This window comes from Plantactinospora endophytica, from assembly GCF_016862915.1.
GTDB classification, from domain to species: domain Bacteria; phylum Actinomycetota; class Actinomycetes; order Mycobacteriales; family Micromonosporaceae; genus Plantactinospora; species Plantactinospora endophytica.
Map to the genome: position 1 here is coordinate 219,758 of NZ_BONW01000005.1, position 14,235 is coordinate 233,992.

Sequence of the window (14,235 nt, forward strand, 5' to 3'; positions counted from 1 at the left end):
CCGGGCGACGGGCTCAGATCCGGCGGAGTACCGCGACCACCCGGCCCATGATGGTGGCGCTGTCCCCGGGGATCGGGTCGAAGGCGGAGTTCGCCGGCATCAGCCAGACGTGCCCGTCCCGGCGCCGGTAGGTCTTGACCGTCGCCTCGCCGTCGAGCATCGCCGCGACGATCTCCCCGGAGTTCGCGGTCGGCTGCTGGCGGACCACGACCCAGTCGCCGTCGCAGATCGCCGCGTCGAGCATCGAGTCGCCCTTGACCTGGAGCATGAAGACCTCGCCCTCGCCGACCAGCTCGCGGGGCAGCGGGAAGATGTCCTCGACGGCCTGCTCGGCGAGGATCGGGCCACCGGCGGCGATCCGACCGAGCAGTGGCACGTAGGCCGGGGTGGGGCGCTGGGCGCGGGCGGTCTCGTCGTCGATCATCTCGCTCGGTGGGCGTACGTCGACGGCGCGGGGGCGGTTCGGGTCGCGCCGGAGGAAGCCCTTCCGCTCCAACTCCTTGAGCTGGTAGGCCACGCTCGACGGGGAGACCAGCCCGACCGCCTCGCCGATCTCCCGGACGCTGGGCGGGTAGCCGTAGCGCTCCACCCAGTCCCGGATGAACTCCAGGATCCGCCGCTGCCGGGCGGTGAGGTCGGCGGTGACCAGGTCGGGGAAGGCGCTCACCACCGGAGTGACCGCCCGCAGCGCGGGGGCACCCTCCCGGGGCCGCGGGCCGGCCGTACGGCGGCTGGCCCGACTGCCTGGTGCGACGCTCTTCTGGGGCTTCTGCCGGCTCGTCCGGTCGTCGGTCGACACGTCGTCCTCCTGATGGCGGTGGGGGTGCCTTGGCGGCTCGTGGTGCGGCGTGGGCTCGGCGCCGTTACCGCGATCGCCGCGGTCCCGGTGTCGATGTTCAAAACCGTATAGGTGAGATCACACAGTTTCAAACATCTGTACGACATTCGGCGCGGCGTGTCGGCTCCGACAGCTCGACATCGAACGCCTGTTCTGATAAACCATCGTACGTCCGTTCGTTCGAACTCCTGTTCGATCTTGGAGGTCACGATGGGTGCGACGGGGTTTCCGAGGGCTTCCCGGGGCGGTGGGCGACTGCGGCTGACCCGGCGGGGACGGCTGGTCGTCACCGTGCTCCTGCTGCTCCTCGTCGCCGGCCTGGCGGCGGTGCTGTCGCCGGCCTCCCGGGCCGCGGACCCGCCCGGAGCGCCCGAGACGGCGGTGGTCCAACCCGGCGACACGCTCTGGTCGGTCGCCGAGCGGCACCGACCCGGCCAGCGACCGTTCGCCGTGATCGACGAGATCCGCCGCCTCAACGGGCTGGACGACCACACGGTGCACGCCGGGCAGCGGCTGGTCCTGCCGGCGGAGCGGTAGGTCCAAGAGGCTGCCTTCGGCCGGGTCGCAGCAGCCGTCGTACCGGTGACGCGGCGGGAAGATTTGCGCGGCACGCCACGCCCCGTTCAACTTGACCTCGGCTCGTCGGCGGCATACGGTCGAACCCTAGATGTAGTAGTGACAAGCGTGTAAGTAGACTAGAAGTTGGGGTTCCACTACCCGCAGCTCTCAGGTACACCAACATCGCGGGAGCCACTGACGGTGGCTGGCCCGGCGGTGTCGGCTGCCTGTGGGCCGGTCCGCCTTGCCGGTGGGCCGCGCGCGAGGTGGTCACGGCGGTGTGAAGGAGGTCGGTGATGCGGTGTCCGTACTGCCGGCACGCCGACTCCCGGGTGGTCGACTCGCGGGAGGCCGATGACGGCCAGTTGATCCGCCGTCGGCGGGCCTGCCCGGAGTGCGGCAAGCGGTTCACCACGGTCGAGGAGCCAGTGCTCGCGGTCGTCAAGCGGAGCGGGGTCACCGAGCCGTTCAGCCGGACGAAGATCATCGGCGGGGTACGCAAGGCGTGCCAGGGCCGCCCGGTGGACGACGACGCGATCGCCCTGCTGGCCCAGCGGGTGGAGGAGACGGTCCGGGCCAAGGGCGCGGCCGAGATCCCCAGTCACGACGTGGGGCTCGCCATCCTGGGTCCACTGCGCGAACTGGACGAGGTGGCCTACCTCCGCTTCGCCAGCGTTTACCGATCGTTCGAATCGTTGGACGACTTCGAACGGGAGATCGACACGCTGCGGGCGGCGGCGATGGCCCGGAGCCGGTCGGCGGACGGCGTCGGGGCCGTCCAGCCGGCGGGCGAGCCGGCCAGCTAGTTCTTTCCGGTAACAAGATCAGCGATTGCCGTACGACGGGAAGAGTCGTGCGTGCGTAAGGGGGCGGAGAAGATGTCGGGGGAAGGTGTGACAGCAAGTAGGTCACGGACCCGGGCGGCGGCGACGGCCGGCCTGAAGGTCGAGCGCGTCTGGACCACCGAGGGTGTGCACCCGTACGACGAGGTGGCCTGGGAGCGCCGGGACGTCGTGATGACGAACTGGCGGGACGGCTCGATCAACTTCGAGCAGCGCGGCGTCGAGTTCCCGGAGTCGTGGAGCGTCAACGCGGCCAACATCGTCACCACGAAGTACTTCCGGGGCGCGGTCGGCACCGCGGAGCGGGAGTGGTCGCTCAAGCAGCTCATCGACCGGGTGGTGAAGACGTACCGGGTGGCGGGGGAGCAGCACGGCTACTTCGCCGGCCCGGCCGACGCGGAGATCTTCGAGCACGAGCTGACCTGGATGCTGCTGCACCAGGTGTTCAGCTTCAACTCGCCGGTCTGGTTCAACGTCGGCACCGCGTCGCCGCAGCAGGTGAGCGCGTGTTTCATCCTGGCCGTCGACGACTCGATGGACTCGATCCTGGACTGGTACAAGGAGGAGGGGCTGATCTTCAAGGGCGGCTCCGGCTCCGGGGTCAACCTGTCCCGGATCCGTTCCTCCAAGGAGCTGCTCTCCAGCGGCGGCACCGCCTCCGGTCCGGTCAGCTTCATGCGCGGCGCCGACGCCAGCGCCGGCACCATCAAGTCCGGCGGCGCCACCCGGCGGGCCGCGAAGATGGTCATCCTGGACGTCGACCACCCGGACGTCGAGGAGTTCGTGCTCACCAAGGCGCGTGAGGAGCACAAGATCCGCGCGCTGCGGGACGCCGGGTTCGACATGGACCTCGGCGGCTCCGACATCGTCAGCGTGCAGTACCAGAACGCCAACAACTCGGTCCGGGTCTCCGACGAGTTCATGCGGGCGGTGCAGGACGGCGGCAAGTTCGACCTGCGCGGCCGGCTGGACGGCGCGGTGATCGAGACCATCGACGCCAAGGGGCTGTTCCGGACCATCTCCCAGGCCGCCTGGGAGTGCGCCGACCCCGGCCTCCAGTACGACGACACGATCAACGACTGGCACACCTGCCCGGAGACCGGCCGGATCACCGCCAGCAACCCGTGCTCGGAGTACCTGCACCTGGACAACTCCTCGTGCAACCTGGCCTCGCTCAACCTGATGAAGTTCCTCCGCGCCGACGGCGGGTTCGAGGTCGCCAAGTTCGTCAGGTCGGTCGAGCTGGTCATCACCGCGATGGACATCTCGATCTGCTTCGCCGACTTCCCGACCGAGAAGATCGGCGAGACCACCCGGGCGTACCGGCAGCTCGGCATCGGGTACGCCAACCTCGGCGCGCTGCTGATGGCGACCGGCCACCCGTACGACTCGGAGAGCGGACGGTCGGTGGCCGCCGCGATCACCTCGCTGATGACCGGTACCGCGTACCGCCGCTCGGCCGAGCTGGCCGGCGTGGTCGGCGCCTACGACGGGTACGCCCGCAACGCCGAGCCGCACAAGCGGGTGATGCGCAAGCACGCCGCCGCCAACGACGCGATCAAGCCGACCGGCACCGTCGCCACCGAGATCGTCCGGGAGGCCACCAAGCAGTGGACCCAGGGCAACAAGATCGGTGACAAGTCCGGCTGGCGCAACGCCCAGGCGTCGGTGCTCGCCCCGACCGGCACCATCGGGCTGATGATGGACTGCGACACCACCGGTGTCGAGCCGGACCTGGCCCTGGTCAAGTTCAAGAAGCTGGTCGGCGGCGGCTCGATGCAGATCGTCAACCAGACCGTGCCGCGCGCCCTGCGCAGCCTCGGCTACCCCGAGGAGCAGGTCGAGGCGATCGTCGAGCACATCTCCGAGCAGGGCCACGTCGTCGACGCGCCCGGGCTCAAGCCGGAGCACTACGCCGTCTTCGACTGCGCGATGGGTCAGCGCTCGATCGCCCCGATGGGGCACGTCCGGATGATGGCGGCGGTGCAGCCGTTCATCTCCGGTGCGATCTCCAAGACGGTCAACATGCCAGAGTCGGCCACCGTCGAGGAGGTCGAGGAGATCTACTTCGAGGGCTGGAAGCTCGGCCTGAAGGCGCTGGCGATCTACCGGGACAACTGCAAGGTCGGCCAGCCGCTCTCCGCCGCCAAGAAGGAGCCGGAGAAGGCGGTCGCGCCGGCCCAGGTGGAGAAGACGGTCGAGAAGGTCGTCGAGTACCGGCCGGTGCGCAAGCGGCTGCCGAAGAAGCGTCCCTCCGAGACGGTGTCGTTCTCGGTCGGCGGGGCCGAGGGCTACCTCACCGCGTCGTCGTACCCGGACGACGGGCTCGGCGAGGTCTTCCTCAAGATGTCGAAGCAGGGCTCGACGCTGGCCGGGGTGATGGACGCCTTCTCGGTGGCCATCTCGATCGGCCTGCAGTACGGAGTGCCGCTGGAGACGTACGTCAGCAAGTTCACCAACATGCGGTTCGAGCCGGCCGGGATGACCGACGACCCGGACATCCGGATGGCCGCCTCGGTGATGGACTACATCTTCCGCCGGCTGGCCCTGGACTTCCTGCCCTACGAGCGCCGGGCCGAGCTGGGCATCTTCACCGCCAAGGAGCGTGCCGCGCAGTTGCGGGCCGAGGCCGAGGCGGAGAGCGCGGTCGACCTGGCCGCGATGGCGGCGTCTGCACCGGTGGAGACGGCCAAGCCGGAGCCGACTTCGGAGCAGCAGGTCGAGGTGGTGACGGAACGGCCGGCGCCGAAGGTCGGCTCCTCCACCGAGTTGCTGGAGGCGGTGCTCGGCACGGCGGCGGACGCCCCGCTCTGCTTCACCTGCGGCACCAAGATGCGCCCCGCCGGTAGCTGCTACGTCTGCGAGGGCTGCGGCTCGACCTCGGGTTGCAGCTAACCGGCTGACACTGGGGCCGCTGCCGGCTGAGGATCTGGCCTGCGGTGCCCAGCGACGGCTGATGCATCGAACGACGGCCGAACCGTACGACGGCTGACGCGAACGACGGCGACCGCCCGAACTCCGCAGGGGGTTCGGGCGGTCGCCGTCGCAGCTCCATCGTGAGCAGCGATACACCGCCGGTGGCGGCCGTCGGCGTAACTCCGCTGGGATCATCGGAAGATGACGATCGCCACGACGTACGTCGAGTTCGGCATACGTGAGGCGCAGGGCGTGTCGCCCGCGTACGAGCGCCTCTCGCTCGCGGTCTCCCGCGACGACGAACTGCTCGCCCTGATCGGTACGCTGCCGGCGGCCAAGCGGCAGCCGAACCTGCTGTTCAGCGTCGTACGGCTGCTCGGCGGTCCGGTCGAGGATCCGGCGGCGTTCCACGACTACGTGCTGGCGAACTGGGCGGTGATCGCGGCGGAGCTGCGGAACCGGGCCACCCAGACCAACGAGGCCGGCCGGTGTGCGGTGCTGCTGCCGGTGCTCGCCGCGCTGCCGCAGCCGCTCGCGCTGCTGGAGGTAGGTGCCTCCGCCGGTCTCTGCCTCTATCCCGACCGCTACGCCTACCGCTACGGCGACCAGCTCCTCGGCACCGGCGACCCGGTGCTCGACTGCGCGGCCACCGGGCTGACGCCGCCGGACCGGCTGCCCGAGGTGGTGTGGCGGGCCGGCCTGGACCTGAACCCGCTGGACGTCTCCGATCCCGCCGACGTCGGCTGGCTGGACGCCGTCATCTGGCCGGAACACGCGCACCGGCGGGACCGGCTGCGCGCAGCGGCGGCCGTCGCCGTCGCCGAGCCGCCGCTGCTCGTCCGGGGCGATCTGGTGGCGGACCTGCCCGCGCTCGCCGCGCAGGCGCCGGCCGGCGCGACCCTGGTGGTCTTCCACAGCTCGGTGCTCTACCAGGTGCCGGCGCCGCGCCGGGACGCCTTCGTCGAGGTGGTACGCGGCCTGCCCGGTCACTGGATCGCGAACGAGGCTCCCGAGGTGCTGGCGTACAACGGGTTGCCGGAGCCGCCGAGCGGAGCCCTGCACAACGTGCTCGCGTTGGACGGCACGCCGCTCGCCTGGACCCGGGGGCACGGACAGTCGATCGTCTGGTTCGGCCGGTCTCTTCCGACCGCCACCGTGTCGTAGGGTCGGCGCGATGGACGGTACCGGCAACGTGGCGAGCCGCTCCACCGCGATGGACGGTATGCGTCGGCGGGCGGAGGAGCGGCGTCTGCCGTTGGCGCCCCGACCGCTCGACCGGCCGCACCCGTCCCGGCTCGCGCCGACGCACCCGGAGCGGGCGCGGATCCTCGCCGCACATTCCGCCGCACTCGCGGCCGGCGAGGCCGGCTATCCCGACCCGGAGACCGGGCTGTTCGTGCTCACCGCCGGTTTCCTGGCCCGGCGCGGTACCTGCTGCGGACGCGGCTGCCGGCACTGCCCGTACGTTGACGACCCGTACCTCCCGGACCCGGTGCCGCCGCCCGACTGACTCGTACCGTCCCGGCGGCGGTCCGGCGCGGCCCGGCCGCTCGCTCGCTTGACGGAAGCGCGGGAGTGGGGAGCGGGAGCGCGGGGAGCGGGGTTTCGCCGGACGGCCCGAACCCGTACGGTGTCCGACGGACTCCCCGGCGCTCAGGCCGGGTCGGTGGGAGGTACGACGTGCGCGGACGACTCTGCCTGATTGGCGCCGGTTTGCTGCTGCTCGCCGGCTGTGCCGAGGAGGCCGCGCCGCCGCAGTCGCCCGCCCCGGCGCCGAAGGTGGTACGGCTGCCCGCGTCGGCGGCCGGCGGTGCCTGCCAACTGCTCGAATATCCGGCGGTCGAGCAGTCCATCGGCACCCTGTTCGAGGTGGCGGCGGCGAGCCGGCACGGCAAGACCGACACCTGCGTGCTGCGTGGGGAGGCGGAGCCCCGCCCCGAACTCACGCTGTCGGTGACCCCGACCACCGTCGACGCGTCGATCTTCGCCGACGAGGTGGTCCCGAGCGGTGGGAAGAGCGTGAAGGGGCTGGGCAAGGCCGCCTACCGCGCCACGGCGGCGCCGACGAAGAGTGCCGGAAGCTCCGTCGAGATCGGCTGGCTCGCCGGCAACGGCCGCCTGTTCAACCTCCGCTTCACGTTCCCGACCGGGCAGGACCAGGACCAGGCCGACGCCCTCGCGCCCAAGCTGGTCAACCTGGCGAAGAAGATCGACACGAGCAGCCTCTGAACCCTGCCGCCGCGACACCGGCCGGCGAGACGAGCCGGAAGAGGTCAGTGCGCGGCGACGAAGACCCGGGAGGCGACCTCCCGAGGCAGCCGGACCTTGTCGCCGGAGCGGTCGATGGTGACACCGTCACGTTCCTGGGCGACCGTCACCGTCGCACCCGGGTCCACTCCGGCGGCGTGCAACTGCCGCAGCACGTCGCCGTCCTTCTGGACGCTCTCACAGATCCGTCGGACCACGACGGGGCCGCTCAGGCCGGGGAAGGCGAGGTTCCGTTCGGCCTCGCTGACCATCTCGACCGGGACGTCGGGGTTGGTGACCAGCGCCTCAAGCCCCGGGATCGGGTTGCCGTACGGCGAACGGGTGGGCCGGTCGAGCAGCTCGTAGACCTTCTTCTCCACCGAGTCGCTCATCACGTGCTCCCAGCGGCAGGCTTCCTCGTGAGCCTCCTCGTAGGGCATCCCGATCACGTTGACGAGCAGGAGTTCGGCCAGCCGGTGCTTACGCATCACGGAGATCGCCTGCGTCCGACCGAGCGCGGTGAGCTGGAGGTGGCGGTCGTCCTCGACGGTCAGCAGACCGTCACGCTCCATCCGGGCGACGGTCTGGCTGACCGTCGGACCACTCTGGCGCAGCCGCTCGGCGATCCGGGCACGCAGCGGCGGCACACCCTCTTCTTCCAGCTCAAGGATGGTGCGCAGGTACATCTCGGTGGTGTCGACAAGGTCGTTCACGTCAGTGGTCCTCCCGGTCACGATGGTACCTCGCGGCACCGATAATCACCGTCGCCGAGCCGGGCGGTTCCGCCCCGGATGGTGTTGACTGGACGGCGTGTCCGTACCGGATGACCTCCTCGTCGACGTGACCGGGCTCGCCGCCGAACTGGCGTCGACCGAGCCGCCGGCCGTACTCGACGTCCGCTGGCGGCTCGTCGGGCCGCCCGGCCGCACCGACTATCTGGCCGGGCACCTGCCCGGCGCGGTCTTCGTCGATCTGGACGCCGAACTGTCCGGACCGCCCGGGGCGGGCGGCCGGCATCCGCTGCCCGACCCGGCGGCGTTGCAGCGGGTGCTCCGGGCCGCCGGCGTCCGCACCGGCCGCCCGGTGGTGGTCTACGACGGCGGCGACGGGATGGCGGCGGCCCGGGCCTGGTGGACGCTGCGCTGGGCCGGGCACCGGCAGGTCCGGGTACTCGACGGCGGCTTCCCCGCGTGGGCCGGGGCCGGGCTGCCCGTGGTCACCGAGGCGCCGTCGCCGACGCCGGGTGACATGACCGTACGGCCGGGCGGGATGCCGGTGCTCGACGCCGGCTCGGCCGCCGAGGTGGCGTCGGACGGTGTGCTGGTCGACGTCCGGGCGGCGGCGCGCTACCGGGGCGAGAGCGAGCCGGTCGACCCGGTGGCCGGGCACATTCCCGGCGCGGTGAACGTGCCGGCCACCGACTACGTCGGCGTGGACGGCCTGCTTCCGGCCGCGGATTCGCTCCGGGCGCGGTTCGCCGAGGTGGGCGTCCGGCCCGGGGTACGCGTCGGCGCGTACTGCGGCTCCGGGGTCACTGCCGCGCAGGCGGTACTCGTCCTGCACCGGGCCGGCTATCCCGAGGCGGCTCTCTACGTCGGCTCGTGGAGCCACTGGATCACCGACCCCGACCGTCCGGTGGCGACCGGCGCCGAACCCGGCGACCCGGCGTAGGGCGTTTCTCTCTCCCCCCGCTCGGGCGGCGCGCGGGGCGCTCCGGAGAACGCGGTCGCGGGTGCTCGCTGGGGCGACGTGCGACGATGAACAACATGTCGGACGACACGGTGGTGGTCTGGGACGAGAGTCTGCTGACGTACGACCTGGGCGACCACCCGCTCGACCCGGTACGGGTGGAGCTGACCATGGCCCTGGCCCGGGAACTCGGCGTACTGGACCGCCCCGGCGTACGCCTGGTGGCGCCCACTCCGGCCGACGACGCGGCACTGGCCCGGGTACACCGTCCGGACTACCTGGACGCGGTCCGGGCGGCCCCGCACGATCCGCTCTTCTCCGGGTACGGTCTCGGCACCACGGACAACCCGATCTTCGACGGGATGCACGAGTCCAGCGCGCTGGTCGCCGGAGCCAGTCTGGCGGCGGCCGAGGCGGTCTGGCGGGGCGAGGCCCGCCGGGCGGTCAACGTGGCCGGCGGCCTGCACCACGCCATGCCGAGCCGGGCGGCCGGATTCTGCGTCTACAACGATCCGGCGGTGGCCATCGCCCGGCTGCTCGACCTCGGCGCCGAACGGGTGGCCTACGTGGACGTCGACGTGCACCACGGCGACGGGGTGCAGCAGATCTTCTACACCGATCCCCGGGTGCTGACGATCAGCCTGCACGAGACGCCGTTGGCGCTGTTCCCCGGCACCGGCTTCTCGGACGAGACCGGCGGCCCGGGAGCCGAGGGGAGCGCGGTCAACCTGCCGCTGCCGCCCGGCACCGGTGACGCGGGATGGCTGCGGGGCTTCCACGCCACCGTCCCGGCGATGCTGCGCGCGTTCCGGCCGCAGATCCTGGTCACCCAGTGCGGCGCGGACAGTCATCGGCTGGATCCGTTGGCGGACCTTCGGTTGAGCGTCGACGGCCAGCGGGCGAGCTATCTGGCGCTGCGGGCGCTCGCCGACGAGCTCTGTGACGGGCGCTGGCTGGCCACCGGCGGCGGCGGGTACGCGCTGGTCGAGGTGGTGCCCCGGGCCTGGACCCACCTGCTCGCGGTGGCCACCGGTGAACCGATCGTGCCGGCCGCGCTGACTCCGCCGGCCTGGCGGGCGCTGGCTCGGGAGCGCCGCCCCGAACGGGACGTGCCGCTGCGGATGACCGACGACGCGGACGGCTCGTACGAGCCGTGGCAGCCGACCGGCGAACCGGACGCGGTGGACCGGGCGATCATGGCGACCCGCAAGGCGGTCTTCCCGCTGCACGACCTCGACCCGCAGGATCCCGCACTCTGATCCCCCAGGCGGTCTTCGACCCCTCGGCGCTCCGGACCCGGCTACCCGCCCAGGAGTCACTACTCGCCGTCGAGCCCTGTCGCAAAATAGTCTCGAATTAGCGTCGCAAAACTGTCTCACTATTGCTCGCCGCACCGCCGCACCGCCGCACCGCCGCACCGCCGCACCGCCGCAGTGCAGCTCTGTTGTTCTGCCGCTCTGTCGTTCGTCGCGGTGTTGCTCGGCTGCTACTGCGGTGGGTGTGCCGGGTCGGGGGACCGCAGGTGCCGGTAGAGCGTGGCCCGGGAGACGCCCAGGCTCGCGGCGATCTGGTCCACCGTGTGCAGGCCGGCGGCGTGCATCGCCCGAGCCGCCCGTACCTGCTCGGCGCTGAGCCCGGGTGGTCGGCCGGCCCGTCGGCGACGCCCCGGCCGACCATGGTCCGGGCCGACGCGCGGGCCACCGCCCAGCCCGGAAGCCGAGCGGAGTTGTCGGCTGTCCGGGCGGTCGGAAGGCGCACCCGCCCCGCCGGCCTCCGTCGCCACTCGGCTCGCCCCCGTCGGGGCTGCCGGGACCGCTGCGACCGCACCCGCCGCCGTCGGGGCCGCCGTGCCCGCCAAGGTCACCGGTGCGGGCGGTGCCGGTTCGCCGAGCAACCGGGCCACTCCGTCGAGCATGTCCGCCCGTAGTTCGTCGTCGGGTACGTCGGCGAAGAAGACGATCGGGTCACTGAGTACCGCAGTGGCCTGGATGGCGCGGATCCGCTCGCGCCGGGTCGCGTTCGGGCCGGCCACCAGGTCGTGCGCGTGGGTGGCGAGCCGCAGGATCCGGGCGTACGTGCTGCCCTGGGAGAGCAGCGTCATGTCGTGGTAGAGCGTCCCCAGTGGGCGACGGTGTCGCAGCAGGGTGTCGAGCCAGCCCTCCAGTGCCGCCCAGCGGGCCGCCGGCCAGGGCATCCGGGCCGCCCGGTCGAGCGCCGCCTCCAGATCCGAGATGAGCGGCTCGGCCAGCGCCACCAGGAGGTGTTCCTTGCTGGGGAAGTGGTAGAGGATGCCGGCCTTGGTCAGCTCCAGCCGGTCGGCGATCTGCCGCAGCGAGGTGCGCTGGTAGCCCTGCGTGCCGAACAGGTCCAGGGCGGTACGCAGGATCCGGCCCGGAGTGTCGAGGGTCGGCGGCGCGTCCACCCGTGCAGCGTACCGGGCACTGACCGACGATCAGAAATTTGTGACAGTCGTCCTACCATCGGTCAGTACACTGGGGATCGAGACACCGTCACGATCCCGCTCGACGCGTCGTCTGCACTGTGGACGACGCGGAATCGGCACTAGCAAGGGAGCGTCATGACCGCGATCTCGGTGGCCGGCCTGGTGAAGACCTTCGGGGCCACCCGCGCGCTGGACGAACTGGACCTGACCGTCAGGTCCGGTGAGGTGCACGGGTTCCTCGGACCGAACGGGGCGGGCAAGTCCACCACCATCCGGATCCTGCTCGGCCTGCTCCGCAGGGACGCGGGCCAGGTCAGCGTGCTCGGCGGTGATCCATGGCAGGACGCCGTGGGGCTGCACCGCCGGTTGGCGTACGTGCCCGGCGACGTGAACCTCTGGCCCAACCTCTCCGGCGGCGAGGCGATCGACCTGTTCGGTGCGCTCCGGGGCGGCCTCGACCCGGCCCGCCGGGACGAACTGCTGCGGCGCTTCGACCTCGACCCGACGAAGAAGTGCCGCACCTACTCGAAGGGAAACCGGCAGAAGGTGGCGATCGTGGCCGCGTTCGCCTCCGACGTGGAGCTGCTGGTGCTCGACGAGCCGACCTCCGGACTGGACCCGTTGATGGAGGCGGTCTTCCGGGAGTACGTCTCCGCGCTGCGCGACGCCGGCCGGACGGTCCTGCTCTCCAGCCACGTGATGTCGGAGGTGGAGGCGCTCTGCGACCGGGTCAGCATCATCCGGGCCGGCCGTACGGTCGAGTCCGGCACCCTGGCCGAACTGCGCCACCTGACCCGTACGCCGATGACGGTGGAGACCGAACGACCCGTCGACGGGCTCGCCGACCTCGCCGGGGTGCACGCGGTGACCGTCTCCGGCCCGACCACCCGGTTCGAGGTCGAGTCCGGCACCCTCGACCCGGTGCTGACCCACCTGGCCAGGTTCGGCGTACGCACGCTGACCAGTACGCCGCCGACGTTGGAGGAGCTGTTCATGCGGCACTACGGGGACGGATCCGACGCCGTCCCGGCGGAGCGTGCGGTGCCGGCGGGTACCCGATGACCACGTTCACCGGCACCGCCCGGCTGACCAGGCTGGCGCTGCGCCGGGACCGGGTCAAACTGCTGGTCTGGGCGCTGGCCGTGCCCGGGGTGGCCGCCCTGGTCGCGCAGAGCGTCGCCGGCATCTACGGCACCGAGCAGGACCGGATCGGGTACGCCACCACCAGCGCGGCGAGTGTGGTGGCCCGGGCGTTCAACGGCCCGGTCTCGGGACCGAGTCTCGGCTCGGTGGTGACCGCCGAGGCGTACACGATGCTGGCCCTGCTCGCCGCGTTGCTGAGCACCTTCGCGGTGGTCCGGCACACCCGGCAGAACGAGGAGACCGGTCGCGCGGAACTGCTCGGCTCGGCGGTGGTCGGCCGGCACGCCCCGCTCTCGGCGGCCCTGCTCACCACGCTGGCGGCGAACGTACTCAGCGGGCTGCTGCTCGCCGGGGTACTGATCGCCGGCGAACTGCCGGTGGCCGGCTCGCTGGCTCTCGGTGCCGCGATCGCGGGTATCGGGATCTCGTTCGCGGCGGTCGCCGCGGTAACCGCCCAGATCTCCGGTACGGCGCGCGGCGCGAACGGCATGGCCGCAGCCGTCGTCGGGCTCGCCTTCCTGCTCCGGGCGGCCGGAGACGCCTGGGGCGACGTCACCGTCGACGGGATGCGGGTGGTCAGTGCCTGGCCGTCCTGGCTCTCCCCGCTGGGCTGGGCCAACCAGGTCCAGGCGTTCGACGGCAACCGCTGGTGGGTACTGGCGCTGACCGCCGGGTTCGCGGCCCTCGCCGTCGGTACGGCCTTCGCGCTGACCTCGCACCGCGACCTGGGCAGCGGGCTGCTGGCGGTCCGCCGGGGACCCGCGACGGCGCCCCGGGCACTGCTCAGCCCCGTCGGGCTGGCCTGGCGGTTGCAGCGCGGCGTGGTGCTCGGCTGGGCGGTCGGCGTCGCGGTGATGGGACTGTCGATGGGCTCGGTCGGCGACGAGGTGGGCAGCTTCGTCGGCGACAACGAGGCCGCGAGCGAACTGATCGCCCAACTCGGCGGCACCGACGAGTTGGTCGACGCGTTCCTGGGCACCATGATGGCGATGTTCGCGCTGGCGGTGGCCGGGTTCGCGGTCCAGTCGGTGCTCCGGCTCCGGGCCGAGGAGACGGCCGGCACCCTGGAGGGACTGCTCGCCACCGCGCTCAGTCGGCCCCGGTGGTTGCTCAGCCACCTGTGCTGGGCCGCGCTCGGCACGGCCGGCCTGCTGGCGCTGGCCGGCGCGAGCACCGGGCTGGGCTACGGCCTGGTCAGCGGTGACGTGCCGGGCGAGGTGGCCCGGCTGACCGTGGCCGGGCTGGTCCAGGTGCCGGCGGTATTGGCGCTCGCCGGACTGGTCGTGGTGCTGTTCGGGCTGCTGCCCCGGCTGGCCGTGGCGCTGTCCTGGTCGGTCTTCCTGCTCTGCGTGCTGGTGGGTCAGCTCGGCGCACTGCTGGAGTTGCCGCAGGCGGTGCTGAACCTGTCCCCGTTCACCCACCTGCCGGCGGTGCCGGCAACCGACCCGACCGCCACCCCGCTGGTCGCGCTGCTCGTCGTCGCCGTCGCGCTGACCGGGCTCGGCCTGGCCACCTTCCGCCGCCGGGACCTGGCGATCGGCTGAGCAGCCGGGCACTGT

Annotated in this window: 13 protein-coding genes; 10 read left to right on the top strand and 3 right to left on the bottom strand. The window is 71.9% G+C overall.

Features of this window, described 5'->3' with window-relative positions:
- Positions 1–13: 13 nt before the first annotated feature.
- Complete coding sequence (lexA, locus tag Pen02_RS08395) at positions 14–799, bottom strand: transcriptional repressor LexA (RefSeq protein ID WP_203865354.1); 786 nt, start codon at positions 797–799, stop codon at positions 14–16.
- Between the two features lie 249 nt (positions 800–1,048).
- On the opposite strand from lexA, the gene Pen02_RS08400 reads away from it, so the two are divergent.
- From Pen02_RS08400 to Pen02_RS08425, 6 genes are all read left to right on the top strand, one after another.
- Positions 1,049–1,375, top strand: coding sequence for a LysM peptidoglycan-binding domain-containing protein (locus tag Pen02_RS08400; RefSeq protein ID WP_239140261.1), 327 nt, complete (start codon positions 1,049–1,051; stop codon positions 1,373–1,375).
- A gap of 317 nt (positions 1,376–1,692) precedes the next feature.
- The gene (gene nrdR, locus Pen02_RS08405) at positions 1,693–2,202 is read left to right on the top strand and encodes a transcriptional regulator NrdR (protein WP_203865355.1); all 510 of its coding nucleotides are present in this window, start codon (positions 1,693–1,695) and stop codon (positions 2,200–2,202) included.
- Positions 2,203–2,274: 72 nt separating this feature from the next.
- A complete protein-coding gene (locus tag Pen02_RS08410) occupies positions 2,275–5,133 on the top strand; it encodes a vitamin B12-dependent ribonucleotide reductase (protein WP_203865498.1) in 2,859 nt (952 codons plus the stop codon).
- Positions 5,134–5,355: 222 nt separating this feature from the next.
- The gene (locus Pen02_RS08415; protein WP_203865356.1) at positions 5,356–6,318 is read left to right on the top strand and encodes a DUF2332 domain-containing protein; all 963 of its coding nucleotides are present in this window, start codon (positions 5,356–5,358) and stop codon (positions 6,316–6,318) included.
- 58 nt (positions 6,319–6,376) lie between these two features.
- Positions 6,377–6,664 (top strand): C1orf53 family protein, encoded by a 288-nt coding sequence (locus Pen02_RS08420; RefSeq protein ID WP_203865499.1) that lies wholly within the window; start codon positions 6,377–6,379, stop codon positions 6,662–6,664.
- Between the two features lie 170 nt (positions 6,665–6,834).
- Positions 6,835–7,383 (top strand): hypothetical protein, encoded by a 549-nt coding sequence (locus tag Pen02_RS08425; RefSeq protein ID WP_203865357.1) that lies wholly within the window; start codon positions 6,835–6,837, stop codon positions 7,381–7,383.
- Between the two features lie 44 nt (positions 7,384–7,427).
- On the opposite strand, the gene Pen02_RS08430 is transcribed toward Pen02_RS08425, so the two are convergent.
- A complete protein-coding gene (locus tag Pen02_RS08430) occupies positions 7,428–8,114 on the bottom strand; it encodes an iron-dependent transcriptional repressor DtxR (RefSeq protein ID WP_203865358.1) in 687 nt (228 codons plus the stop codon).
- A gap of 97 nt (positions 8,115–8,211) precedes the next feature.
- On the opposite strand from Pen02_RS08430, the gene Pen02_RS08435 reads away from it, so the two are divergent.
- Positions 8,212–9,072: a sulfurtransferase gene (locus Pen02_RS08435; RefSeq protein ID WP_203865359.1), complete on the top strand. Its 861-nt coding sequence runs from the start codon at positions 8,212–8,214 to the stop codon at positions 9,070–9,072.
- Between the two features lie 95 nt (positions 9,073–9,167).
- Positions 9,168–10,349, top strand: coding sequence for an acetoin utilization protein AcuC (locus tag Pen02_RS08440; protein ID WP_203865500.1), 1,182 nt, complete (start codon positions 9,168–9,170; stop codon positions 10,347–10,349).
- Between the two features lie 227 nt (positions 10,350–10,576).
- Here the strand turns inward: Pen02_RS08440 and Pen02_RS08445 are convergent, their stop codons facing one another.
- Positions 10,577–11,512, bottom strand: a complete 936-nt coding sequence (locus Pen02_RS08445) for a TetR family transcriptional regulator (protein WP_203865360.1) — start codon at positions 11,510–11,512, stop codon at positions 10,577–10,579.
- A gap of 156 nt (positions 11,513–11,668) precedes the next feature.
- Between Pen02_RS08445 and Pen02_RS08450 the strand changes: the two genes are divergently transcribed.
- Together Pen02_RS08450 and Pen02_RS08455 are read left to right on the top strand one after the other, a co-directional pair.
- The gene (locus Pen02_RS08450) at positions 11,669–12,595 is read left to right on the top strand and encodes an ABC transporter ATP-binding protein (protein WP_203865361.1); all 927 of its coding nucleotides are present in this window, start codon (positions 11,669–11,671) and stop codon (positions 12,593–12,595) included.
- Positions 12,592–14,220, top strand: a complete 1,629-nt coding sequence (locus Pen02_RS08455) for an ABC transporter permease (RefSeq protein WP_203865362.1) — start codon at positions 12,592–12,594, stop codon at positions 14,218–14,220. Before Pen02_RS08450 ends, Pen02_RS08455 begins: the two co-directional genes overlap by 4 nt.
- Positions 14,221–14,235: the final 15 nt, after the last annotated feature.

Bases quoted from the DNA above. Each gene is read 5' to 3' on its own strand.
- Pen02_RS08450 (WP_203865361.1), top strand. From the start codon at position 11,669: ATGACCGCGATCTCGGTGGCCGGCCTGGTGAAGACCTTCGGGGCCACC.
- Pen02_RS08440 (WP_203865500.1), top strand. From the start codon at position 9,168: ATGTCGGACGACACGGTGGTGGTCTGGGACGAGAGTCTGCTGACGTAC.
- Pen02_RS08415 (WP_203865356.1), top strand. From the start codon at position 5,356: ATGACGATCGCCACGACGTACGTCGAGTTCGGCATACGTGAGGCGCAG.
- Pen02_RS08420 (WP_203865499.1), top strand. From the start codon at position 6,377: ATGCGTCGGCGGGCGGAGGAGCGGCGTCTGCCGTTGGCGCCCCGACCG.
- Pen02_RS08455 (WP_203865362.1), top strand. From the start codon at position 12,592: ATGACCACGTTCACCGGCACCGCCCGGCTGACCAGGCTGGCGCTGCGC.
- Pen02_RS08400 (WP_239140261.1), top strand. From the start codon at position 1,049: ATGGGTGCGACGGGGTTTCCGAGGGCTTCCCGGGGCGGTGGGCGACTG.
- Pen02_RS08410 (WP_203865498.1), top strand. From the start codon at position 2,275: ATGTCGGGGGAAGGTGTGACAGCAAGTAGGTCACGGACCCGGGCGGCG.
- nrdR (WP_203865355.1), top strand. From the start codon at position 1,693: ATGCGGTGTCCGTACTGCCGGCACGCCGACTCCCGGGTGGTCGACTCG.